Annotated in this window: 21 protein-coding genes; 10 read left to right on the top strand and 11 right to left on the bottom strand. The window is 71.4% G+C overall.

What is annotated here, in order from left to right:
- Positions 1 to 557, bottom strand: a 557-nt coding sequence (locus tag AB0J69_RS57435) for a hypothetical protein (RefSeq protein ID WP_364136975.1), incomplete at its 3' end; no start/stop codon positions are given.
- Positions 558 to 1002: 445 nt separating this feature from the next.
- Between AB0J69_RS57435 and AB0J69_RS57430 the strand changes: the two genes are divergently transcribed.
- Positions 1003 to 2232, top strand: coding sequence for an AI-2E family transporter (locus AB0J69_RS57430; RefSeq protein WP_364136973.1), 1230 nt, complete (start codon positions 1003 to 1005; stop codon positions 2230 to 2232).
- Positions 2233 to 2257: 25 nt separating this feature from the next.
- Positions 2258 to 2446, top strand: coding sequence for a hypothetical protein (locus AB0J69_RS57425; protein ID WP_364136971.1), 189 nt, complete (start codon positions 2258 to 2260; stop codon positions 2444 to 2446).
- Positions 2447 to 2889: 443 nt separating this feature from the next.
- Here AB0J69_RS57425 and AB0J69_RS57420 read toward each other — a convergent pair whose 3' ends face one another.
- Both AB0J69_RS57420 and AB0J69_RS57415 read right to left on the bottom strand, forming a co-directional pair.
- The gene (locus tag AB0J69_RS57420) at positions 2890 to 4116 is read right to left on the bottom strand and encodes an MFS transporter (protein WP_364136969.1); all 1227 of its coding nucleotides are present in this window, start codon (positions 4114 to 4116) and stop codon (positions 2890 to 2892) included.
- A 294-nt stretch (positions 4117 to 4410) separates the two neighbouring features.
- Positions 4411 to 5313, bottom strand: a complete 903-nt coding sequence (locus tag AB0J69_RS57415; RefSeq protein WP_364136967.1) for a helix-turn-helix domain-containing protein — start codon at positions 5311 to 5313, stop codon at positions 4411 to 4413.
- A 75-nt stretch (positions 5314 to 5388) separates the two neighbouring features.
- Between AB0J69_RS57415 and AB0J69_RS57410 the strand changes: the two genes are divergently transcribed.
- Entirely contained in the window at positions 5389 to 6246 is an 858-nt protein-coding gene (locus AB0J69_RS57410; protein WP_364136965.1) for an alpha/beta fold hydrolase, read from the top strand.
- A gap of 102 nt (positions 6247 to 6348) precedes the next feature.
- Here the strand turns inward: AB0J69_RS57410 and AB0J69_RS57405 are convergent, their stop codons facing one another.
- The 4 genes from AB0J69_RS57405 to AB0J69_RS57390 form a co-directional block, all read right to left on the bottom strand.
- A complete protein-coding gene (locus AB0J69_RS57405; protein ID WP_364136963.1) occupies positions 6349 to 7092 on the bottom strand; it encodes a hypothetical protein in 744 nt (247 codons plus the stop codon).
- Positions 7093 to 7553: 461 nt separating this feature from the next.
- Positions 7554 to 8789 carry an SMI1/KNR4 family protein gene (locus AB0J69_RS57400; protein WP_364136961.1) on the bottom strand — a complete coding sequence of 412 codons (1236 nt, stop codon included), beginning with the start codon at positions 8787 to 8789 and terminating at the stop codon, positions 7554 to 7556.
- A gap of 156 nt (positions 8790 to 8945) precedes the next feature.
- Positions 8946 to 9527, bottom strand: coding sequence for a TetR-like C-terminal domain-containing protein (locus tag AB0J69_RS57395; protein ID WP_364136958.1), 582 nt, complete (start codon positions 9525 to 9527; stop codon positions 8946 to 8948).
- 85 nt (positions 9528 to 9612) lie between these two features.
- Complete coding sequence (locus AB0J69_RS57390) at positions 9613 to 10434, bottom strand: oxidoreductase (protein ID WP_364136956.1); 822 nt, start codon at positions 10432 to 10434, stop codon at positions 9613 to 9615.
- Positions 10435 to 10602: 168 nt separating this feature from the next.
- Here AB0J69_RS57390 and AB0J69_RS57385 point away from each other — a divergent pair, with 168 nt between their 5' ends.
- Positions 10603 to 11310, top strand: a complete 708-nt coding sequence (locus AB0J69_RS57385) for a helix-turn-helix domain-containing protein (RefSeq protein ID WP_364136954.1) — start codon at positions 10603 to 10605, stop codon at positions 11308 to 11310.
- Positions 11311 to 11356: 46 nt separating this feature from the next.
- On the opposite strand, the gene AB0J69_RS57380 is transcribed toward AB0J69_RS57385, so the two are convergent.
- Positions 11357 to 12553 (bottom strand): ATP-binding protein, encoded by a 1197-nt coding sequence (locus AB0J69_RS57380; protein ID WP_364136952.1) that lies wholly within the window; start codon positions 12551 to 12553, stop codon positions 11357 to 11359.
- On the bottom strand, positions 12550 to 13200 hold the full coding sequence (locus AB0J69_RS57375; protein WP_364136950.1) for a response regulator transcription factor: 651 nt from the start codon (positions 13198 to 13200) through the stop codon (positions 12550 to 12552). Before AB0J69_RS57375 ends, AB0J69_RS57380 begins: the two co-directional genes overlap by 4 nt.
- A 125-nt stretch (positions 13201 to 13325) precedes the next feature.
- Between AB0J69_RS57375 and AB0J69_RS57370 the strand changes: the two genes are divergently transcribed.
- From AB0J69_RS57370 to AB0J69_RS57355, 4 genes are read left to right on the top strand one after another with little or no spacing between them, the layout of a single operon-like run.
- A complete protein-coding gene (locus tag AB0J69_RS57370) occupies positions 13326 to 13865 on the top strand; it encodes a hypothetical protein (RefSeq protein WP_364136948.1) in 540 nt (179 codons plus the stop codon).
- Positions 13862 to 14983 (top strand): peptidoglycan-binding domain-containing protein, encoded by a 1122-nt coding sequence (locus AB0J69_RS57365; protein WP_364136946.1) that lies wholly within the window; start codon positions 13862 to 13864, stop codon positions 14981 to 14983. Before AB0J69_RS57370 ends, AB0J69_RS57365 begins: the two co-directional genes overlap by 4 nt.
- Positions 14980 to 15675: an ABC transporter ATP-binding protein gene (locus AB0J69_RS57360; RefSeq protein WP_364136944.1), complete on the top strand. Its 696-nt coding sequence runs from the start codon at positions 14980 to 14982 to the stop codon at positions 15673 to 15675. The genes AB0J69_RS57365 and AB0J69_RS57360 overlap by 4 nt, the downstream gene beginning before the upstream one ends.
- Positions 15676 to 15713: 38 nt before the next feature.
- The gene (locus tag AB0J69_RS57355) at positions 15714 to 16889 is read left to right on the top strand and encodes an ABC transporter permease (protein ID WP_364136977.1); all 1176 of its coding nucleotides are present in this window, start codon (positions 15714 to 15716) and stop codon (positions 16887 to 16889) included.
- A gap of 215 nt (positions 16890 to 17104) precedes the next feature.
- Here the strand turns inward: AB0J69_RS57355 and AB0J69_RS57350 are convergent, their stop codons facing one another.
- Positions 17105 to 17590 (bottom strand): GNAT family N-acetyltransferase, encoded by a 486-nt coding sequence (locus AB0J69_RS57350; protein WP_364136942.1) that lies wholly within the window; start codon positions 17588 to 17590, stop codon positions 17105 to 17107.
- A 107-nt stretch (positions 17591 to 17697) separates the two neighbouring features.
- Here AB0J69_RS57350 and AB0J69_RS57345 point away from each other — a divergent pair, with 107 nt between their 5' ends.
- Positions 17698 to 20466, top strand: coding sequence for a heparinase II/III family protein (locus AB0J69_RS57345; protein ID WP_364136940.1), 2769 nt, complete (start codon positions 17698 to 17700; stop codon positions 20464 to 20466).
- 200 nt (positions 20467 to 20666) lie between these two features.
- On the top strand, positions 20667 to 20921 hold the full coding sequence (locus tag AB0J69_RS57340; RefSeq protein ID WP_364136938.1) for a hypothetical protein: 255 nt from the start codon (positions 20667 to 20669) through the stop codon (positions 20919 to 20921).
- A gap of 205 nt (positions 20922 to 21126) precedes the next feature.
- On the opposite strand, the gene AB0J69_RS57335 is transcribed toward AB0J69_RS57340, so the two are convergent.
- Positions 21127 to 21615 carry a response regulator transcription factor gene (locus AB0J69_RS57335; RefSeq protein WP_364136936.1) on the bottom strand — a complete coding sequence of 163 codons (489 nt, stop codon included), beginning with the start codon at positions 21613 to 21615 and terminating at the stop codon, positions 21127 to 21129.
- Between the last annotated feature and the right edge of the window lie 935 nt (positions 21616 to 22550).

Raw genomic sequence — 22550 nt, 5'->3', positions numbered from 1 at the left:
ACCAGCACGATCGCCGAGGCGGCCACCAGCTGCGCGAGCAGCGCTTCGCTCCCGTACCACGGCGGGTCCGGCAGCGCGCTGTAGGCGATCAGGTCCCCGCCGAGGGCGGGAACCCACATCGCCGCGACGATCATGCACTGGCCGGGAAAGCCCGGCACGTCGCACAGCCGCCGATCCGTGGCCGAGGGCCGCTGCGACGGCACGAACGTGGCCATCCGCGGCTGGCCGATCACCCGAACGCTCGCCGACACCACCCGCCCCGCGCGATCGACCAACTGCGTCGCGGTCACTGCCTCGACGTCGATGACCGGCGGCACCCGGCGGTGCGCGAACCGATGCACCATCTCCAGGTCCGCGCCGTAGACGTGCCTGATCCGATGGGTCGTCTCGTGCTGGTGGTTGTGATCCAGCACCAGCCATACCGCGAACACGGACAGCACCGCCGTCACCAGGGTGGCCAGCATCGTCATCCGCGCCCGGATCGACCACTCCACCCGCCTGAGACGCGCTCCCGCCCGCGATCCGGCGTGCACGACCCGCCGGAGGAGGTCCTGCACGGCGTGCCGCTGCCCCCGCCCATTGCCCGTATCTTGCACAGCAGCCACCCCCCGGTAAGCCGTGCCGTCCCCTTTTGCCGAGCACCTTCCCCTGACCAGCGAGAACAAGCCCGCAGGGGTCCCCGCCCGTAAGCCAGGGTGGGAGTTTAGGCGTGCCCGCCGTACGTGGCTGCTGCCGTGCGCGAGGTCGGCGGCGGTGCGTCCGATCGACGGCGGTGCCGGCAGGCGGGCCCCGAACGCCCGGGCCCAGGTCGTGCTCACCAGACTCCGGCGGCGGGCAAGGCGGTGTCGGCGGCGGGGGACAGGTCGCGCTCACCGAGCACGGGCTGCAGATGGACGACGCGTGCGTCCGGCCACGACGTGCGTCCGGCTTCTGGGGTGGCGGCCGGGCGGCGTAGATTCGCTGGTGAGGCATATCATCGCGTGGTCCGGTCAGGAGAGTGCCATGACCAAGCCGATCGAGCCCCGGGAGTCCCGTCCCGAGGCTGCCCCTCCGGTTCAGGTGCTCCTGTCGGCCTCCAACGTGTGGCGGGTCGGTTTCGCCGTCGTCGCCGTCGTCGTGGTGGTGTACCTCCTTCGCTTCATCCTGATGGACGCGGGTTCGCTGGTCGTCATCGTGGTGATGGCCTGGTTCCTGTCGCTGGCGATGGAGCCCGCGGTGGGCCGGCTGGCCCGGCACATGCGCCGCGGCGCCGCAGCCGTCCTCGTGATGATCGGGATCATCCTGCTCGCGGCGGTCTTCCTCTTCCTGTTCGGCAACCTGTTCGTCGAGCAGGCCGCGCTGCTCGTGCGGGCGCTGCCCGAGGTGGTCACCGGCGCCATCGACTGGATCAACGCCAGGTTCGGCACCAGGTACGACATCTCCACCGTCCTCAGCTCCATCAACCTGACCCCGCAACAGGCCGCCACCTACGCCCAGGACCTGGTCGGTGGCGTGCTCGGCGTGCTCGGCACGATCACCGCGGCGGTGTTCAACGGCTTCGCCCTGCTGCTGCTGACCTTCTACTTCTCGGCCGACGGCCCCCGGCTGCGGCGCTGGCTCGCCCAGTTCCTGCCCGGCCGCATCCAGCAGATCTTCCTCACCGTGTGGGACGTGTCGCTGGTCAAGACCGGCGGGTACGTCTCCGCCCGGCTCATCCTGGCCACGATCAACGGCACCACCTCGGCCATCGTGTTCCTGCTGATCGGCATGCCCTCGTGGCTGGCGCTGGGCGTGTGGACGGGCGTCGTGGCCCAGTTCGTGCCGACGATCGGCACGTACATCGCGATCGCGCTGCCCGCCGTCGTGGGCCTGGTCTCGCCCCGGCCCTGGATCGGGGTGGTGGCGCTGGCCTGGGCGGTCCTGTACCAGCAGGTGGAGAACCTGACGCTGGAGCCGCGCATCAGCGGGCGGTCGGTGAACATACATCCGGGGGTCGCGTTCGCGGGTGTGATCATGGGAGCGCAGCTCTTCGGGGCGGTGGGCGCGCTGCTGGCGGTGCCGGTGCTGGCCATGCTGCTCTCGCTGCTCGACACGTTCGTGGCCCGCAAGGAACTGGTGCCGACCCTGCCCCAGGTGCCGGAGGCGTACCTGGAGGACGAGGGGAACGGTCACGGCGGCAAGGGCTCGGCAGCGACCGAGCCCGCGGACAAGCCGCCCGCCGGACGGGCCCGGGCAGTGCCCCGGGACGGCTGACCCGGCCTGAGGAGGACCAGCTCAGATGTCCACCACCTCGTACGGCTCGCAGGCCCCGTCCAGCCGCGTCCTCACACCCCAGTTCGCCGTCGTCGCGGGCGGCTTCGTCGGCGCGACCGGCGCGGCCGCCTACATCTCCAGCTTCTTCCTGCTGTCCGACCTCAGCGGCCGCGAGGCCGTCCGCAGCCCGCTGTGCGTCCCCGCGACGTGCTGATCACGCTCGGCTTCGTCACGCCGGCCCTCGCCCTGCCCGCGCTCGCCGGCACCGCCCGGCTGCCCCGCTGGGCCACGGTCACCGCCGGTCTGGGTTGCGCGTTCATGGCCGCGGCCGCGTGGGCGATGGCGACGTTCGGCGCGGACGTCGCGGGCACGGTCACTGACGCCCAGTGGGACAGCCCCGGACTGCTGGCCTTCGCGGGCGTGGGCCCCAAGACGGTGCTCCGCGGGATCGGCTTCGCCGCGCTCGCCGTCACCGGCTGGAGGCGCCGCACCAGCCCGCCGCACTCCTCAGCGGCCTGGCCCTGGCCTGGGCCGCCAAGTCCGCCTGATCCCGGCGTCCACTTGAACCCGTATCAGAGGGATGGCGGTCTCCTGGCGCGGCTGCACGACCACGGCCGCGATCTCCGTACGCGCCCTTGCGAGAGTACGGACGGAGGCTCAGTCGTCATGGGCGATGAGCATGAGCTGCCGCCACAGCAGCACCACGAACACCGCGGAACCGGCGAAGGCGAACCAGAAGGGCGCCGCGACACCGAAGCGGGTGGCCAGGACACCGCCGATCAACGAGCCGACCACCAGACCGGCGTACACGCAGATGGTGTTGACGCTGCCCACCCGGCCCTGGAGGTCGCGCGGGACCGCGCGCTGGCGGACGGTGACCGAGGTCGTGCCCCAGATGAACGCGTGCGCGCCGAAGGCCAGGAAGATGCCCCCGGCGACCCACGGCGAACGGGTCAGGGCCAGGCCCAGGTGGGTGAAGGTCTCGATGACGAGCCCGATCCGCATCAGGGCGCCGAGGCTCACCCTGCGGGTGATGGCCCCGTACAGGCCGGTGCCGATCAGGCCGCCTATCCCGCCGATGGTGGTCATCAGGCCGAAGCCCATGGCGCCGAGGCCGAGCTGTTCCTGGGTGTAGAGGACGAGGACCGACCAGGCCGCGCCGAACGTGAAGTTGAAGATCAGGATGGTGAGCGCCAGCGTGCGGACCGCCGCGTGCTGGACGGTCCAGGCGAAGCCGGCGACGAGTTCCCGTACGGTGTTTGGCGCGGGATCGTCGGCCTGCCGGCCGTGCGGCGGCAACGTGATCCGGGAGACCAGGACGATCCCCGCCACCACCAGCAGCAGCTGGCCCGCGAACGGCCAGGTCAAGCCCAGGCCGAACAGCGCCGCGCCGATCGGCGGCCCGGCGAGCTGATTGAGCGTGATGAATCCCGTGCCCAGGCGGGCGTTGGCGATGACGAGATCGTCCTTGCCGACCATCATCGGGGTCAGCGTGGCCGTCGCGCTGTCGGCGAACACCTCGGCGATGGACCGGAGCGTCAGCGCCAGCAGCGCCGCCGCCACGGTCACGGTGCCGGTCACCATGAGCGTGACCAGTGCCGCCAGCACCACGGCCCGCACGGCGTTCGCGACGAGCACGATCCTGCGCCGGTCGTACCGATCCGACAGCACGCCCGCATACAGGCTGAACAGCAGCGGCGGCGCCCAGCCCACCAGGGCCGACAGCGAGATCATCAGCGGGTCGCGGGTCAACGTCGCGATCAGCAGCGGGCCCGCGGCGGCCGCGACCCCGTCACCGAGATTTGTCAGCCAGCTCGAGGCCAGCAGCCACCGGAATCCTGTCCCCAGCCGAGCAGGCAGGACTCGCTCCACCACTGTGATCACGAGCGCAAAACCATACGTACTGCGGGAATCCATGGCAACGCGTTTTCGCGTCCGCGTGGCGGAGGTCGGTTATACGCCGACAATCCTGGACCGCAGCGCCCCGGCTCCGAGGCCGCCCGACGGCGTGGCCGCCGTGCGGCTGCCCGGCCTGACCGGTACGGCCGGCTCCCCTGACTGCCGAGCGGCGCAGGTCCCGTCCAGCGCAGGTGACCGCTGAGGTGCGCCGGTCCCGCCCAGCGCAGGTGACCGCTGAGGTGCGCCGGTCCCGCCCAGCGCAGGTGACCGCGGCGCCGTTCACAGCGGCGGCCGTCTCACCTCCGCTCGGCGACTGGACAGGAGATCCCTGGAGACGTGCGGCCTGGCGCGCGTGCCGTGGCCCGGCCATGCGAGGTGGTCAACCGCCAGAAACGGCTCACCGGCCACGGTCGCGGGGGTCGCCCCGGTGAACGCCACGACGTCCCGGTGCAGGTGGGACTGGTCGGCGTAGCCGCCGTCGGCCGCGACTCGGGCCGCACCTTCACCCGCGACCAGGCGGTGGGCGGCATGGTCGAAGCGGACCAGCTTCACGGCGCGCTTGGGCGGCAGGCCGAGCTGCGAGCGGAACCGCGACCACAGCCGCTTACGGCTCCATCCGACTTCGGCCGCCATTTCGTCGACCCGGACCAGGCCGCGGGCGCTGACGATCCGGTCCCAGGCCCAGGCCACCTCCGGGTCCACCGGCGACCCCGCCGCATACCGGCGGGCGAGCAACGCGTCCGTCAGCGCGAAGCGGTCCTGCCAGGAGGAGACCTCGCTCAGCCGCTCACGGATCCGGGACGCCTCCCGGCCCCACAGGTCGTCGAGGGCCACCACGGCGCCGTCGAGGTCGGCGGGGGAGGCGTCCAGAACCGCGCCTGCGATCACGGGGGACAGGCGCACCTGCACGCACTCGACGTTCTCACCCCGCGCCCAGAGCGCGCCCCCGGACCCGACCCCGGGCCCGGCGACGACACTTCCCTGCTGCCGCCCGGCGGCGTGGTCCAGGACCGGCGAACCGGTGCCGAAATCCAGGAGCAGCGTCACGGCCGGGTGCGGGACCATCCGGAGCGCGTCCAGGTCACCGACCCGGAACCCGGCCATGGCGACACCGGCCACCCGGCTGGGTCGCTGCGGGCACGCGACCTCCCACACAGCCGCACCATGAACGAACGTCCGCACCGCTCCATGCTACGAGCCGACTGAGGGGAACATTTGTCCAATCCACCGATGCGTACCGGCGGCGACAGTGGCCTCATGACCCTTTCTGACGGCGCACCGCACGCGCGAAGCGACGCCGAGGCCACCGAGAGCTCGACCCTGTCCCTGGACGACGGCGACATCCACGTGGGCCAGGACGGCCCCCGCGACGCCCCCGCACTCCTGCTCATCCACGGGTCCGCCTCCTCGACCCGCTCGTGGGACCCGCTGGTGCCGATGCTGACCCGATCCCACCGCGTTATCCGGATCGACCTGCTCGGGCACGGCCGGTCGGCCAAACCGGCCGACCGTAGCTACGCGATCCCGGACCAGGCACGCCGGGCCGGCACGGCACTGGACCGGCTCGGCGTCACGCACGCGACGGTCGTCGGCCATTCCAGCGGCGGCGCCGTCGCCACCGCCCTCGCCGAAGAGCGACCCGACCTGGTGACCGCGCTCGCGTTCATCAACACCGGACCCAGCCTGGACGCCTTCATCGCACCGGAGTCCGCCGCGATCGACCCCTCGCAGTGGCCACCGACCGACGAGCAGCTCCGCCAGTTCGCGAGCACCGGCTTCAGCCGCGCGGGTTACCAGATCCCCCAAGAGCTCCTGGACGAGGTGCGCGCCATGACGTTTCACACACTCACCTCGACGATGCGGGCCACCAGCGAGTATCTGATGCAGCAGGCGCTCCCGGATCGGCTGAGGGGCCTCGGCAAGCCGCTACTGGTGATCTTCGGCGAGGACGACCGCAGATGGCGATCCTCATCCGCCGCTGACTACCGCACCGTTCCGGGCGCGGAAGTCGAGTTGCTGCCCGGTCTCGGACACTCACCCAACCTCGAGGATCCACCGCGTACCGCCACCCGCCTGCTGGCCTTCACCGCGATGCACGCCGTACGGGTGGACTGAACGACAGGGAGGGGTGCCACGCGGACACGCGTCCCCGACACCTACCTGGACGCTGGGCAGGGATGCGGCTGCGTGACCGCCGTGATGTTCCGCGCGGTCGCGCTAGTGCCGGCCGGGCCGATCGTCGGCTTCGCCGGCAGGCAGCAGCGCGCGCAGCCGTACCCGGGTGTCGGCCAGCGCGGCGAGCGCCTCGGGCGACCGCATCCCCATGTCCTGGTAGAACTCGATCCGGCGCCGGCACAGCGCGATCTCCAGGTCGCGCCGCGTCTCGTCGTCCAGCCGATCGTCGTCCAGCAGGTCGGCCGCCCGGTTGAGCAGCGCCGAACGCTCCCGCGTCCCCATCGTCGCCAGCCCGCCCGAAACCGGGCCGCGGCCGTCCGGGCCGCCGCCGTCCGGGTCCCCGCCGTCCGGGTCCCCGCCGGGCGCCCACCCGTCCAGCCGGGCCAGTAGCTCCGCCAGCCGGTCAGGAGTGGTCAGGACATCTCCGGCGCGTTCCGGCCACAGCCACGCCCGCAGGAACCGCATCCGGAAGTCCTCCTCGGCCGCCGCCTGACGCGCCCGTGCGGCGGGATCGTCAAGGTCGCCCAGCTCGGCCGCGACCCGGTCCCAGCCGGTGCCCTTGACCCGTTCGTACAGCACAGCCGCGTCCACCAGCCGGCGGGCCGCCTCCAGCAGCCGCACCGCGTCGGCAACGAACTCGCCGTCGCGGGCGTGCCGGTCGGCCCCCGTCGGCACCAGCTCGGCCGCCGCCTCCGACAACTCCCTCGCCTGCTCGGCCACCTCCAGCCGGGCCAGCGCCTCCGCCGCGTACGCTCCCGACCGGTACGTGCTCACCCGTCCGTCCATACCGCCACCGAAGCGACAACCGGCTTCCCCGTCAACCGCCCGCCTAACTTGTGCAGCCCGCCCGGCACCGGCCACGGAATCGGGGTGGCGCAGACAACGCGCCGGCCCATGAACAGGCGCGGGCGCATGGGGTGCGCCGGTGCGGCGCCGGCTGTGTCCGCCGTCGCACCGCCGGCTACTTCACGGCGGTCGGGCTCGGGAAAGCCGACAAACTCGCGAGCGTCTTGAACCATTGCCGGGCAGAACATTTGTGTGCTCGGTCCGTTCTTCGGGCTGGTGCCGGCGGTAGGTGCGCTCGCCGGCGTGTGGCTCGTTCTCGACTGGCGCCTGCTCCGCGACCCCGCGACCCCGCACGGATGCTCCTGGGCGCGGCACTCTACTGTGGGCTGCTCGCCGTCGGGCCTGGGCCGGGAGCTGCGGCGGCGCACGATCCCCCTACGGCTCCGGAAGGGGCTGACACCTCAGGGGCCGAGATCGAGGACGTCCCACTCCACTTCGCCGGCGACCGCCCTGGGCTTCCAGTAGCCGATGGACGTGCCGTTCTCCATGGCGTCGGCGGTGGCCTTCAGCAGGGCGTAGAACGACCGGATCCGCACCCCGCCGGGCCGGAAGCTCATGCTGCCCTCGTGGTCGGTCGTGCCGACGTCGCGCTGCACCGCATCGACCACGAGATGGTCTCCCATGCCGTCGGCGCCGACGGGCAGCATACGCCCGTCCCACCACTCCGTGCGCGTGTTCGCGTCGCCTCCGTCCCCCTCGTTCCCGCCGTCGATCTCACACAGGCCCCGCCAGCCGTCGAGGATCTCCGCGACGCCCGCGTTCGAGTTGCCCAGGAACCCGAAGGCCCAGGTGTCGTCGAGGAAGACGGAGCCGTCGTGCCGCAGCAGCGACGCGCGCAGGTCGTCGGGGAACCGCAGACCCATCTCGGCCTCCGCCGCCGCGATGTCGGCCGCCTTTCCCGGCTTGCCGAGCGTGCGGTGGCTCCGGGGGGCGTGCGTCTTCAGCCACGACTCGATGCGCCGCCATTGCCGGTTGACGGCCCGGGTCACCTTCGCGTCGATCTTGCGTACGCGCGGGGTGGCCTCCTTGGGCAGGCAGTCCTCGTCGACGGTGTCCGCGGGGGGCGGCGTGACCGGCTCCTGCGCGGGCGGGTCTTCGCCGACGATGTCCAGCTGCAGGCAGGTGGCCCGGCTCTCGGAGAGCGAGGGGTCGCACGCCTCGTCCGTGATCAGGCCCGGCCGGGTGACGGTCTCGCCGGCGTCCTGCGTCGCCGGGGCGTTGGAGAAGACCGCGGACTCGAGCAGCTGGGTGCAGGAGGCCAGCAGGACGAGCGCGCATCCGGCCACGGCCCAGCGGGTCAGGCGGCGGCGGACCGCTTCGCTCAAGGGCTCCCGTGGTGCCCGGGGCCTGGCCGGGGGACGGTCCAGGATGGAGGGCTTGGCGGCGAAGCGCCGCAGGTCGCTTGCCGTGGGAGTGCCGAGCAGCGGTACGGCGGCAGGCTGGTCGGGAGCGGGAGCGGGAGCGGGAGCGGGAGCGCCGGCGGAGACGGCGGGCTCCGGCTCGTCCTGATGCTGCGCCGGAAGTGGTCGCGTGGCGGCGAGACGCCGGGAACGCCTCATCGTCAACACCGCCGCCACCGCAGCGAGGGCCGCCGCGAGCGCGAGCCACACCGTCCGGGGAGTCATTAATCGCCGCACGCCCGGCAGAGTATCCGGTATCGATCACCGATGAGATCCGGAGCGGCGGCAGAGGCGCCTCATTCCGCCCTTGGCCACGCGGCGGGGTCTGGTGGCGGTCCACGGACGCGTGATCTTGGGGTGAGCAGCCGGCGCTTGCGCACGGGGAGCGGCGGGTCAGTCCGGCAGCAGGTGTGACACGAGGGCGCGGGTCCATTCGGGGGTGAGGGCCAGGTCGGTGAAGACGGCCCGGTAGTAGAGGGGGGCGAGGACGGCGTCCGTGGCGCGTTCGATGGCCGGGGTCTGACCGCCCCGGGCCTGTTCCCGTTCGAGGATGGCTTCGAGCTGCTGCTGGCGTTCCCTGCGGCAAACGCTGGCGCCCTGCTCCCCGGCCGTGCCGATGGTGGCGCGTACCAGGGCGAGGGCGTCCGGGTCGCTGAGGTCCTTGGCGAGGTCGGCCGCATAGCGTTCCAGGTCCCCGCGGAGGCTCCCGGTGTCCGGCACCACGATGTCGCCGGAGAAGCGGCTGCTGGTGACGTCGGCGAGCAGTTCGCCGATGGAGCCCCAGCGCCGGTAGACCGTGGTGGCGTGCACGCCTGCGCGCGCGGCGACGACCGGGATCGTCAGCGGGTCGCCGGCCTCGTCGGTGAGCAACTCCTTGACGGCCCGGTGGACGGCCGCGCGGATTCGGGCGGAGCGGCCGCCGGGCCGGCTCGCGGTGCGGGACGGGGAAGACGTCGTGGAGGCCCCCGAAGACACGGCGAAGCTCCTGGCCGGCGTCGCCACCGGGTAGGGACGAACGGGGTTGTACGGCTCGTCGCGGAAGAAAACTCGCAGCCGGGGGCTACTTGGTGGCGTTCATGGCGAGCTTGTCGAATTCGCGGTCGGGCAGCGTCCTGTTGAGCTCCAGGAGCTTGTCGGCCAGCCAGCCGACCGCGTACCGCGTCTCGGGCTTGCCGGCTTCGACGGCCTGCCGGATGGTGGTGGCGACGACGCCGGGGTCGGTTCCCTGGGAGTTGTCGCCGAGCTGCGTCTCCGCGCGCCTGGCCATGGCTTCGGCCATCCTGCCGTACGCGGTCCCGCCGGAGATCTCGCGGAGGTGTTGCGCCGTGTGGTCCTCGAACTCGGTCTTGATGATGCCGGGCTGGATGATCACGACGTCGATGCCGAACGGCTCGACCTCCATGCGCAGGGTGTCGGAGTACGCCTCCAACGCGTGCTTGCCGGCGTAGTACCAGCAACCGAGGGGGAGCGCGATCTCGCCGCCGATGGAGGAGACGTTGACGATCGTGCCGGACCCCTGCGCGCGCATGTGCGGCAGGGCGAGCTGGGTCAGCCGGGCCGGTGCGAAGAGGTTGACCTCGAACAGGTCGCGCGCCAGGTCGAGGGCGGTGTCCTCGGCCGCCCCGTGCAGGACGGTGCCGGCGTTGTTGATCAGGACGTCGATGCGGCCCTGCTCCTCGACCACGGCGCCGACGACCCGTTCCAGGTCCTCCGGCCGGCGTGCGTCCAGCTCCAGGACGCGTCCGCCGGCGTCGCGGATGTCGTCCATGTTGGGCACGCGCCGGGCGGCGCCGTAGACGACGTGGCCGGCGCGGACGAGTTCGAGTGCGGTGGCCTTGCCGATTCCGGCGGAGGCGCCCGTGACGAGAACGACCTTTTCCATGATGAACCTCCTCTTCGGTCTGAGGGAACGGTAAGGTCCTGTTCCGATCCGAGACAATTCGCGAAACTCATCTGCGCAGGTGGAGGCCGATATATTGGTGCAACGAGTTTGTAGCTGAGTGCAACAACGGCTCGACCTTGGGGAGAGGATCGCATGCCAGGAGACCGGTTGACCGCCGAGGACCGTCGCCGGATCGCCGACGGGCTGGCGGCCGGCCTGACCTACGCGGAGATCGCCCGCTGGCTGGGACGGTCCAGGTCCACCGTCACCCGCGAGATCGCCAGGAACGGCGGCCCGCACGGCTACCGGGCGGCCCGCGCCCAGCATGCGACGAGCTGGCGCGCCCGCCGCCGCAAGCACGCCCCCCACGCCGGCGTTCCGCGCGGCACCGACGACCGTGAGGTCCGCACGGCCCGGGAGTTCGAGGAGCAGTTCGTCGCCATGATGATCGAGACCGGGATGGCGCCCATGACAGCCCGGGTGTTCGCCGCGCTGTTCGTCAGCGAGAGCGGCAGCCTGACCGCCGCGGAGCTCGTCCAGCATCTCCGTGTCAGTCCGGCGACGATCTCCAATGCCACCAGGTGGCTCGAGCAGAGAGAGCTGGTCACCCGGGAGCGTGAGGCGCGCCGGCTGCGATATGTCGTCGACGTCGACGTGTGGTACCGCACCTGGGCGGCCAGTGCCAGGTCGATGGCCCTGTGGGCCGCCACCACCCGGCACGGCGCCGGGATCTTCGGCACCGACACGCCCACCGGTGACCGGCTCCACACCACCAGCCAGTTCTTCGAGCTCCTCGGCCACGACATGAGCCAGGCGGCCGAGCATTGGCGGCAGGCGCTCTCTACGCAACGCCGGCGATCAGGTCCGGCCGGCTGATCGGATCACCCCGCCACGGCCGGTGGCGGGAGGTGCGGGTGCAGGGCTACGACGCCTCCTGAACCGGCTCCGGCTGCCCGGCCACGGACAGGGCATCTGCCGGCAGTGTGACGGTGACGGTCAGGCCGCCGCCGGCGTTCGGCGCCGCCGTGACCGTGCCGTGGTGCGCGTGCACGATGGACCTGACGATGGCGAGGCCCAGACCCGTCGATCGGGAGCCCGCGGTGCGGTGGGACGTCAGCCGCTGGAACGGCTCGAACAGCCGGTCGACCTCCTCCGGGGGGATGGTGTCGCCGCTGTTGCCTACCGTGACGAGCGCTTCGCCGTCGCGGTGACCGGTGGCCACCTCGATCCGACCGCCGGGATTGTTGTGCCGGATCGCGTTGTCCACCAGGTTGCGTACCAGGCGATCGAGCAGGACGGGGTCGCCGACGACAGGAGCGGGGCGCAGGTCGGTGGTCATCGACAGGCCGGAGGTCTCGGCTTCCTCGTCCGCCTCGCCCAGCGCACGGGCCGCGGCGAAGGCCAGATCGTGCGCCTCGTGGGCGATGGCGCCGCTCTCGCTGCGGGCCAGCGACAGCAGGCCGTCCAGCAGGCGTTCGGCCTGGCCGGTCGCGGTCAGCACGCGCCGCCCCATCGCCTCCCACTGGGCGACCGTGCTCTCCCGCTTGGCCAGCAGCACCTCGGCGCCGGTACGGACGATCGCGAGCGGGGTGCGCAGCTCGTGTGAGGCGTCGGCGACGAACCTCCGCTGGCTGTTGAAGGAGGCTTCCAGCCTGGCCACCATCTCGTCGAAGGTGTCGGCCAGCTCCTTGAGCTCGTCGGGTGGACCGGTGAGCGCGATGCGCTCGTGCAGGTGGTGCTGGGAGATCCGGCGGGTGGCGGTGGTGAGGGTTCGCAGCGGCCGGAGCATGCGGCCGGCGATGACCCAGCAGACGCCGAGTCCCAGCACGGCCGTGGCGAACAACGCGATCGCCGACGTTCTGGCGGTGTTCATGAGAGTGGCGTTGCGGTACCAGACGATCTCCCCCATATGGCGCTCCAAGGCCGCGCACTTGTCGGCCCGCACGGGGTCCGCCGGGCCCATCTCGTCGCACATCGCGGCCATCTCGGTCGCGGACGGGGCACCGGCGTGCAGCGCGTAGTTCAGCGCCAGGAGCGCCGCGCACGTGCTCACGAGCACGACCGCGTAGGTGAGCGTCAGCCGCAGCCGGATGGACGGGCGCGTACGGCGCGGCCTCATAGCCGGTACCCCGCGCCGACGACGGTCTCGATGAGCGGCGGGTCGCCGAGTTTGCGGCGCAGCCGGGCGATGGTGACCCGTACGGTGGCGGTGAACGGGTCCGCGTGCTCGTCCCACGCCCGCTCCAGCAGGTCCTCGGCGCTGACCACGGCGCCGTCGGCGCCCATCAGGATCTCCAGCACGGCCAGCTCCTTGGTGGTCAGTGGGATGATGCGGCCGGCGCGGGTGACGACGCGCCGAGCGGTGTCGAAGGCCAGGCCGGCGCGCCGCAGGATCCGAGGGGCGTTGTTCGCCCGGCGGGCCAGCGCGCGGATCCGCAGCACGAGTTCGTCGAAGACGAACGGCTTGGGCAGGTAGTCGTCGGCACCGAGGATCAGGCCGGCGACCCGGTCGGCGGATTCCCCGGCCGCGGTGAGCATGAGGATCCGGGCATCGGTGCCACGCGCGGTCAGCGCGGTGCAGACCTGGTCGCCGTGCAGGATCGGCAGGTCGCGGTCGAGCACGACCACGTCGTACCGGTTCGCGCCGGCCTTGTGCAGGCCGTCGAGCCCGTCGGACGCGAGGTCGACCGCGATGCCCTGGTCGCGCAGCCCGTCGGCGACCTGTTCGGCCAGCAGCAACTCGTCCTCGATCAGCAGTACGCGCACCAGCACATCCTCCTCTCCCTCAGCAGTTTCGGCGGTAGGGCGTAACACCGGCGTTACAGGCGCTGTAACGGTGCCGTTGCCGGCCCGCTGCTCCACTGGATCCCGGACCAGAGGGGAGATCGCTGATGAGAAAGAGATTCGTGGTCGTCGTCTGCCTGCTACCACTTTTGCTGGTCACGGCGGCCGCCTGCGGGAAATCGACCGACGGCGAGGGCGTGGCCTCGGTGGGCGGCACCGCCGCCCCGGACGCGACGCGGAGCCTCGGCCGGCTCGACCTGCTGACCAGGTTCTCGCAGTGCATGCGGGAGCACGGCGTGCCGATGACGGACCCGGAGGTCGACGGCGACATCGTCCGGCAGGGCAGGTACGACAAGAACGCGGTGAGCGCGGACACGGAGATCAAGGCCGAGGAGGCGTGCAAGCAGTTCCGCCCTCCCCAGGAGACCGGCCCTGAGGTCGACCTCAAGAACGAGTTGTCGCGCCAGTTCGCGCGGTGCATGCGGGAGCACGGCGTGGAGAACTACCCCGACCCGAACCCGGGCGGTACCAGGATCGGCGAAGACATCGGGAAGGACCCGCAGTTCGACGACGCGAAGGCGCTCTGCACCGCGCAGAGGGACGCGGCGCAGGCGACGATGCGACCGAGCGCGGGAGCGACGCGGTGACGACCGGGCGCACCGCCGCCCGCCGCCGGCGCGGCCGGCGCGTCGCGGTGGCCGGTGCGGTCGTGCTCGCGGTCGGAGCCGCGGCCGCGGTCGGGGCCTCCCTCGGGTTCGGCGGGGGCGGGTTCGGCGGGGTCGGGTTGGGCGGGGGCGGCACGGGCACGCCGACCACGGCGAACCTGCCCCCGGACACCGCGCGGGTGACCCGGCAGACGATGCTGGACACCGAAGAGGTGGCCGGTGACCTGGGGTACGGCGCCAAGACCGTGCTGGCCGGGCGCATCGCGGGCGTCGTCACCAAGGTGCCGCAGGCCGGCCAGGTCATCCGCCGGGGCCGGCCGATCTACCGGGTGGACAACACGCCGGTCGTGCTGATGTACGGCGGCGTCGCCGCGTACCGGACGCTCGGCCCGTGGGTCACCGGCGCGGACGTGCGGCAGCTCGAAACCAACCTGAAGGCCCTCGGCTACGGCGGATTCACGGTGGACGGCACGTACACGGTGGCCACCGCGACTGCCGTGAGGCGATGGCAGCAGGATCTGGGCCTGTCGCAGACCGGTCAGGTCGAGCAGGGCCGGGTGCTCTTCGCCCCGGGCGCCATCCGGGTCGACACCGTGACGGCCGGGGTGAACCAGTCCACCGGCAACGGGCGGGAGGTGCTCCAGTACACCGGCACCGGCCGCGAGGTGACCGTCAGGCTCGAGGTGTCCGATCAACGGCTGGCCCGCAGGGGCGTCAGGGTGCAGGTCCAGCTGCCCGAGGGCAGGAAGGTGGCCGGCCGGGTGAACCGGGTCCACACGGTGATCGAGCAGCCGGCCGATCCGAGCGGCCAGGCCGAGACGCTGATCGAGGCGGTCGTCTCGCTGCGCGACCCCAGGGCGGCAGCCGGAATCGAGGCGGCCGTGGTCAACGTGGTCTTCACCGCCGCCGAGCGCAAGGACGTGCTCACCGTGCCCGTCGCGGCGCTGGTGGCGCTGGCCGAGGGCGGCTACGGCGTCGAGGTCGTCGCGGGATCCACCACGCACTACATCAAGGTGGAGACCGGCCTGTTCGCGAACGGCCTGGTCGAGGTCACGGGTGACGAGTTGAGGGAGGGCATGACCGTGGGGATGCCGGGATGATCGAGCTGACCGACGTGACGAAGGCGTACCCCGGTGACGTCCACGCGCTCGCCGGCGTCACCCTGACCATCGACGCCGGCGAGCTGGTCGCGGTGGCCGGCCCGTCCGGCTCCGGCAAGTCGACCATGCTGCACATACTGGGCACGCTCGACCGGCCCACCTCGGGCCGGGTGGTGGTCGACGGGCACGACGTGGCGCGGCTGTCCGACCGGCAACTGTCGGCCCTGCGCGCGAGCCGGATCGGCTTCGTGTTCCAGCAGTTCCACCTGGCCACCGGTCTGCCGGCGCTGGACAACGTGGCCAACGGCCTGCTCTACGCCGGCGTACCGATGGGAGAGCGCCGGCGGCGCGCCGCGGCGGCGTTGGAGCGGGTCGGGCTCGGACACAGGCTCGACCACGAGCCGCACGAGCTGGCCGGCGGCGAGAAGCAGCGGGTCGCGATCGCCCGAGCGGTGGTCGGCAACCCCGCCCTGCTGCTCGCCGACGAGCCGACCGGCAATCTGGACACCGCCTCCGGACAGGGCGTCATGGCGGTACTGCGGGACCTGCACGCCGCCGGTACCACGGTCGTGGTGATCACGCACGACCGGGAGGTCGCCGCGGGCCTGGACCGGCAGGTGCTCATGCGCGACGGCCACGTGGTCGGCGACGACATGACCGCGCCACACCAGGCAGGAGAGACGGCGTGGTGACCGCGCGGCGGGCCCGCCCCCGGCTCACGCCCGCCCGGATGTCCCCGTCCGACGTGGCCCGGGTCGGCGCGGCCGGGCTGCGCACCCGGCCGACCCGGGCGCTGATGTCCGCGCTCGGCATCGCGATCGGCATCGCCGCGATGGTCGCCGTGGTGGGCATCTCGTCCTCCTCCCGCGAACAGCTTGACCGTCAGCTCGCCGCGCTCGGCACGAACCTGCTCACCGTCTCCCCTGGACAGACCCTCGGAGGCCAGACCGCGAAGCTGCCCGCCGAGGCCGAGGCGATGATCGCGCGGATCGGCCCGGTCACCGCCGTCTCGGCGACCGGGGCGATCCGCAACGCCCACGTGTACCGCTCGGACAAGATCCCCGCAGTGGAGACCAACGGCCTGACCCTGTCGGCCGCCCGGCTGGGCCTGCCACAGACCGTCGGCGCGGTCCTGCGCAACGGCACCTGGCTCAACGGCGTCACCAGCCGGTACCCGGCGGCGGTCCTCGGCGCCGACGCGGCCGAGCGGCTCGGCATCGGCCGGGCCGGCCCGCAGGCGGAGATCCTCGTCGGCGGCGAACGGTTCACCGTGATCGGCGTGCTCGACCCGGTCACGCTCGCCCGCGAACTGGACACGGCAGTCCTGATCGGCTGGGAGATCGCCGCCGACCTCTTCCGCTTCGACGGGCGGGCGACCACCGTCTACACCAGGTCTCGTGACAGCCAGGTCGAAGCCGTCCACAGCGTGCTGGCGGCCACGGCCAACCCGCAGACGCCCGGCGACGTGAGCGTGTCCCGGCCCTCGGACGCCCTGTCCGCGAAGCAGGCCGCCGACGCCGCACTCAACGGGCTGCTGCTCGGCCTGGGCGCGGTGGCCCTGCTCGTCGGCGGCGTCGGGGTGGCCAACACCATGGTCATCTCGGTGCTGGAACGCCGAGCCGAGATCGGGCTGCGCCGCTCACTCGGCGCCACGCGGGGACAGATCCGGCTGCAGTTCCTCACCGAATCGCTCCTGCTGTCCGCACTCGGCGGCGTCGGCGGGGTTCTGCTCGGTATCGCCGTCACCACCGGGTACGCCACCTACCAGACCTGGCCGGCCGTCGTACCAGCCTGGGCGACGGCCGGCGGACTCGCCGCCACCATGCTCGTCGGCGGCCTCGCCGGACTCTACCCGGCAATCCGCGCGGCCCGGCTGTCCCCGACCGAAGCACTGTCCACACCCTGACCGGGCGTCGTAGGCGGACCCGTCCGGCGTTGATGGGCCTTTCTCCCGGAGCGTGCATCAGCGGCACGTCCTGCTCACCACCGCCCGCAACCTGGCCGGCGCGTTCGACGCACCTTCGGCCGGTCAAGACGCTGGTGGTCTGGCATAGGCACGCGAGCACCGGCGCCGTCATGGCGCGCTTCATGGCGGGGCTGCGAAAGGCACAGTCCACCGGGTCAAAGGAGTGCCGCGATCTCCGGCCAGGAGTAGAAGACCTCGTCGGATGGCATCTCGCCGGTGAGGACTCCGCCGAGGGAGGCGTAGAAGCGGCGGGCGCGGTCGTTGGCGGCCCGTACCCGGATCGCCAGCGAGCCGAACCCGTCGGCGGCCAGATCGGCCGCCGTCGCTCGGAGCAGGGCGCGGCCATGGCCGTGGCCCTGATGGCCGGGACAGACCGCGAGGGCGTAGATCTCGGCGTCGGGGCCGAGCTCCGGTTGCGCCGGACCGCCCATGATCAGACCGACGACCGTCCCGTCCGGCAGTTCGGCGAGCCTGGTGTGGTGCGGGCGAGGCCGTTCGGCCGCCTCCCTGAGGAGATTCCGGCGCCAGTTGGCGGCGGATTGGTCGGGGGTGACGTCGAAGTCCTCGAACTCGGCGAACGCGGCACAGGTCACTTCGGCCATGACGTCCGCGTCGGGCGGGAGGGCGTACCGGATCGGCATGAGTGGAGACTACGGGGAGAAGGCCGGGCCGCAGGCGTACGGGCGGTCAGTTCGATGGCCGCGCCCGACATACCGCGGACATACCGCGCACCCCTACCTTGGCGTGCATGTCTCCCTCGTGGCGGCGGCTCGCCGTCCTGATTCTGGTCGCCGCGTTCCTGGTGCCGGCCCCTCCGGCCGCCGCGGCCGCATTGTCCGACGCGGGCTTCTTCGGCAGGTGGAGCGCCGGCGCCTGGGCGGTGGGGCCGCGCCTGAACTACGCGCACGCCGGCCTGAAGCCCGTGGAGAGCGCGGTGAAGGCGGGGGACTACGCGCTGGCCAAGCAGCGGCTGCTGGATTACTGCCGCGCGCGCCCGGCCATCGAGGCGGGCGGCTTCTCGCACACGACCTGGCCGGGCGCACTCGAGCTGACCCCCAGCCACATCTGGACGCTCGGATCGGGCGAGGCCTACGTCAAGACGCTCACCTTCGGCCCGGGGGAGAAGACGGTCACGGCAGACGTCACGAGCAGCATCACCAGCGGCAAGCCCGGGTTCTTCCTGATGAGCCGCTACAAGGACGCGGTCATCGCCCTCGTCAACAGCAGGAGCAAGGGGTCGGGCAAGCCCACCCTCCGCCTGACCCTGGCCGACGGCTCGGTGAAGACCCTGCACTCCACGCACGACACCTACATCTGGGCGGCCCACCCGGGCAGCGTGTACGGCACCAAGTACTACATGCAGGTCAGCGACCAGGGCCCGGGGCCGTTCACCGGGGAGACGCGCAAGGCGTACCTGCGGTTCGACCTCGGCGGCGTCACCGGCGTGAAGAGAGCGGAGCTGACGCTGACCGGCACGGCCGACACCGCGAAGGACATCATGCTGTACGGCAACGCCGAGACCTTCGACGAGGCCACCCGCACCTGGTCCAACACCGTGCAGAACACCTTCTCCTGGGAGGGCGACCCCGGCGGGTTCGACTGGAAGCTCCCCGGCGGTGCCGACAAGGACAATCTCATCGCCGACATGGAGTATCTCTACCAGCTTCCCCGCTTCTACTTCGCCGGCCCGCTGGCCCTGGAATACCAGAAGACGGGCAACGAGCAGTACGCCCGCACGCTCATCGGCCTGATGACCGACTTCATCAAGGACGCCGACGCCTACGACGCCGACCAGGGCGCCGGTTCCTACCCGGGCAACCTGCACGCCGCGCGGCGCCTGCACAACTGGATCGCGGCCTACGAGATCCTGCGCAAGAGCCCGTCGCTGACCGCCGAAGCCAACACCGCGATCCTCAAGACGATGAACCGGGCGGGCCTGTTCCTGCAGGTGAACGTCAACGGCACGCCGAACAAGATGCAGTCGCAGAAGATCACGCTGCTGCACGCGTCCGTCTACTTCCCGGAGTTCCGCGTGGCGCCGGCGTGGCGGACCAACGCCGCCGACTTCCTCTCGGCCCAGCTCAACGACTCGACCTACGCAGACGGCGGCTACAAGGAGTCCACGGACGCCTACCTGCGGGGCTACCTCAGGCAGTACGTGGACGTCGTCGCCTACATGCGGCGCAACGGCATCGCGTTCACCGCCACCGCCAAGCTGCGGCAGTTGGCACGCTTCCTCATGGACCAGAGCTATCCCAGCGGCTACGGCCCCGCCTACGGTGACAGCGACTCCCTCGACCTGCGGAGCACCCTCGCGGAGCTGGGCGAGCTCCTCGATGACCCCGAACTCCGCTACGTCGGCACCTCCGGCAAGTCGGGCGAGAAACCGGCGCACACCTCCGCCCTCTACCCGGACACCCGGGTCGCGGTCTCCCGCTCCGGCTGGACCGCCGGCGACTCCCACCTCCGGATCAACGCCGACCGCGGCAACCACAGCCACCCGGACGAGCTGGCGATCACCGCTTATGCGTACGGCCGGCCGCTCCTGCCCGACATGGGCACCTTCACCTACAGCACGGACACCCGAGCGCAGTGGCTGCGGCGCACCACGGAGGCGCACAACACGATCGAGATCGACGACAAGCCGCAGACCTCGACGGCGGAGGGCGGAATCTCGCATCTGATCACCAATCCCGCCTTCGACCTGATCGGCGCGAACACCGAGAGCTCCGCCGGTGTTCGCCACGAGCGATCGGTCCTGTCGCTGCACTCGGGCCTGTGGGTGGTCTCCGACCGGCTCAAGCCGGTGGACACCGTCACGCACCGCTACGAGCAGAACTGGCACTTCGCCTCGGACGCCAAGCCGCTGATCCGCTCCGGGACGGAGGCCACGACCACCGCCTTCCCGACAGGGGCGAACCTCGCGATCGTCCCCGCCGACCCGGCCGAGGTCCACTCCGTCCTGCGCGACGGCTACTACGCGCCGCGCTTCTACTCGGTGGAGAACGCGAAGTACGCCTCCTACGTCAAGACGGCCACCGGCCAGACGACCTTCGACACCCTCCTGCTGCCGTCCAAGGGCGCGGCCGACACGTCCGTGACGGTGGAACGCCTCCCCGTGGGCGGCATCCCGTCGTACCAGGCGACAGCCCTCAGCCTGAACGGCGGCGCCGGGGTCTACTACAAGTCCTGGACCGCGAGGGCGCCGCGCGCGTTCGGGTCCTACACCTTCGACGGCAAGCTGCTCTACGCCGACGCCGGGTCGATCGTGATGGTGGACGGCTCGTCGGTCGAACGTGCCGGGGCAACCCTGGTGAAGGCGCCGGCCGCGGTCAAGGACCTGTCCGTGACCTTCGGCGGGGACGGCACCGTACGCATCGACGGCAGCGAGCTGACCGCGAGCACCGACGCCGCCAAGGCCATCGCGATCGCCGCGCCGAATGCCGCGAAAGTGATCCTCAACGGCAACGCCGTTCCCTTCGTACGCTCGGGCGCGCTCATCTACGCGGCCGCCTGAAGGATGCTGACCCCGATCGGGCGCCCTCTGCCACCAACGCTCCCCCTTGATCCCGCGATCTCCAGCAGGTGGGGGAGGAGCGCCTGACCGGGCCCCGGGGGACGTGACGCCACGTCGACGCCTGGGGGTCGAGGCTGCCCCTTTCGTGCACGATTGGTGGGGGTGCGGAATTGTCGGTGGCGTGCGGCACAGTGGAGGGCATGACTGAATCGCCGGTAAGCAGTGTCGTGACCGATCCCACCCACGTCGATCCCATGCCTGAGGTAAGTGCGTCAACCGGGGTGGGTGACCGGACGCGTGAGCATGGCCAGCGTGATCGTGAGACAGCCGAGCAGCCGCTCGTCTGTCCGCGTTGCCAGGGAGTGACCGTTGGCGTGCAGGCCACCGCCTTCACGCCCGAGCGCGGCCGGCTGATTGTCACCAACGGCTATTGCCAGGCGGGCTGCTCCGGGTGAACGCATCCTGACCAGTGAACCCCTTGCCGACACCGAGCGGACCCACTTCTGATGCCCTCCGGGAGGCTCGCCGGCCGACGTGCCAGAAAGATCACCTTGCGGAGGCCGTCAGCCCAGGACAACGACGACGTCGGCCGGCGCCAGTGTCGGTGCCGCGTCGACGCGTCGCCGAGCCGGCGCCGCTGCTGGCGCTGTTCGCGCCGAGCTAGTCGGCCCCGGCGCGGATCACGCCGTTCTCGTACGCGAGCACCACCGCCTGCGCGCGGTCGCGCAGGCCGAGCTTGGCGAGCACGCGGCTGACGTGGACTTTCACGGTTGCCTCGGAGATGTGCAGCCGCGCGGCGATTTCGGCGTTCGAGCGGGCCCGGGCGAGCTCCATCAGCACGTCCCGCTCCCGCGCCGTCAGGCCGTCGAGCGGCGTCGGTGCGCCCGGCACCGGCAGATGGGCGGCGAACGCGGAGATCAGTCGGCGCGTCACCGCCGGGGCGACGGCCGCGTCGCCGGACGCGACGACGCGGATGCCGCTCAGCAGGTCCACCGGCAGCGCGTCCTTGAGCAGGAACCCGCTCGCACCGGCACGCAGTGCGGCGAAGACGTACTCGTCCAGGTCGAACGTGGTCAGCACGAGGACCCGCGCGGGAGAGCCCGACGCGGCGATCCGCCGGGTCGCCTCGATCCCGTCCAGCGTGGGCATGCGCACGTCCATCAGCACGACGTCCGGTCACAGCGCCCGTGCCTGGGCGACGGCCTGCTCCCCGTCGCCGGCCCTCCCCGACCACCTCGATGTCGGGCTCCTGCTTCAGCACCGCCCGCAACCCGAGCCGTAGCCAGGCCTGATCGTCCACCAGGAGCACGCGGATCGTCATGGCGGCACCGGCAGTCGCGCGTGGACGCGCCACTGCGTCGGCGGCCGGGATATCCATCATGAGGCAGACGCTAGGAGCCGGACGGCCCGCCGCGTATCGACCGGGAGGCGAACGCTCGCCGGTCGGCGTACGACTTGAGTCGTATACCGACTGAGACGGGCTGACCATGATCACGAGCCCGAGGCGGAACCCGATCCGGCAGCGCGGGCACGGCACGGCCGGAAGACTGCCGCGCCCGCCACCGAAAATCTCCATTCGCCGTAGTAGACATTCGCGGGTACGCGTACTAGAGTTTCTGACATCGCAAGGAACGGATCCACCGGGCAGCAGAAGTAGTACCTGGCATCACGACGAACTGCCCGGAACGCGGATGAAGTCTGTTGGTTGCGGCAGAAGGTCGGACGTGACGGGCCAGCGCAGTTGATAGGGCCCTGATCGTGGACGCGCTGCCGAAGAGTAAGTGGACTCCATGTCCAGGAGATAGGGAAGGGAGTGTTGAACGCCATCGAAGGATCGCCCGTTGCCGGCTGAGTCCCGCCGCTCGGGTACCGCAGTTCCACAGGATTGGAAGGTGGTCTACGGTCACGCATTCGCGATCCCCGCATCACCGCCGCACGGCAGGGCGGATGCGGAAAACAGTAAGCCGGCCGGATGGCCGGTAGATGGTGTTGAACCTCTTCGGGGCCCCGGCGCAACACGCGCCGGGGGCCCCCGTTGGCCTGTTGAAATGGATAAAATGTTGAAAGATATTGAGTGCACACGA

It is taken from the genome of Nonomuraea sp. NPDC049709, assembly GCF_040674815.1.
Classification (GTDB): domain Bacteria; phylum Actinomycetota; class Actinomycetes; order Streptosporangiales; family Streptosporangiaceae; genus Nonomuraea.
The sequence above is the reverse complement of the archived record's forward strand: the minus strand, read 5'-3'. Positions and strand labels throughout refer to the sequence as shown.

Excerpts from the sequence above, each read along its gene's own strand:
- AB0J69_RS57430 (WP_364136973.1), top strand. The coding sequence starts at position 1,003 with ATGACCAAGCCGATCGAGCCCCGGGAGTCCCGTCCCGAGGCTGCCCCT.
- AB0J69_RS57345 (WP_364136940.1), top strand. The coding sequence starts at position 17,698 with ATGTCTCCCTCGTGGCGGCGGCTCGCCGTCCTGATTCTGGTCGCCGCG.
- AB0J69_RS57360 (WP_364136944.1), top strand. The coding sequence starts at position 14,980 with ATGATCGAGCTGACCGACGTGACGAAGGCGTACCCCGGTGACGTCCAC.
- AB0J69_RS57380 (WP_364136952.1), bottom strand. The coding sequence starts at position 12,553 with ATGAGGCCGCGCCGTACGCGCCCGTCCATCCGGCTGCGGCTGACGCTC.
- AB0J69_RS57335 (WP_364136936.1), bottom strand. The coding sequence starts at position 21,615 with ATGCCCACGCTGGACGGGATCGAGGCGACCCGGCGGATCGCCGCGTCG.
- AB0J69_RS57390 (WP_364136956.1), bottom strand. The coding sequence starts at position 10,434 with ATGGAAAAGGTCGTTCTCGTCACGGGCGCCTCCGCCGGAATCGGCAAG.
- AB0J69_RS57340 (WP_364136938.1), top strand. The coding sequence starts at position 20,667 with ATGACTGAATCGCCGGTAAGCAGTGTCGTGACCGATCCCACCCACGTC.
- AB0J69_RS57410 (WP_364136965.1), top strand. The coding sequence starts at position 5,389 with ATGACCCTTTCTGACGGCGCACCGCACGCGCGAAGCGACGCCGAGGCC.
- AB0J69_RS57425 (WP_364136971.1), top strand. The coding sequence starts at position 2,258 with ATGTCCACCACCTCGTACGGCTCGCAGGCCCCGTCCAGCCGCGTCCTC.
- AB0J69_RS57405 (WP_364136963.1), bottom strand. The coding sequence starts at position 7,092 with ATGGACGGACGGGTGAGCACGTACCGGTCGGGAGCGTACGCGGCGGAG.
- AB0J69_RS57355 (WP_364136977.1), top strand. The coding sequence starts at position 15,714 with ATGTCCCCGTCCGACGTGGCCCGGGTCGGCGCGGCCGGGCTGCGCACC.
- AB0J69_RS57350 (WP_364136942.1), bottom strand. The coding sequence starts at position 17,590 with ATGCCGATCCGGTACGCCCTCCCGCCCGACGCGGACGTCATGGCCGAA.
- AB0J69_RS57370 (WP_364136948.1), top strand. The coding sequence starts at position 13,326 with ATGAGAAAGAGATTCGTGGTCGTCGTCTGCCTGCTACCACTTTTGCTG.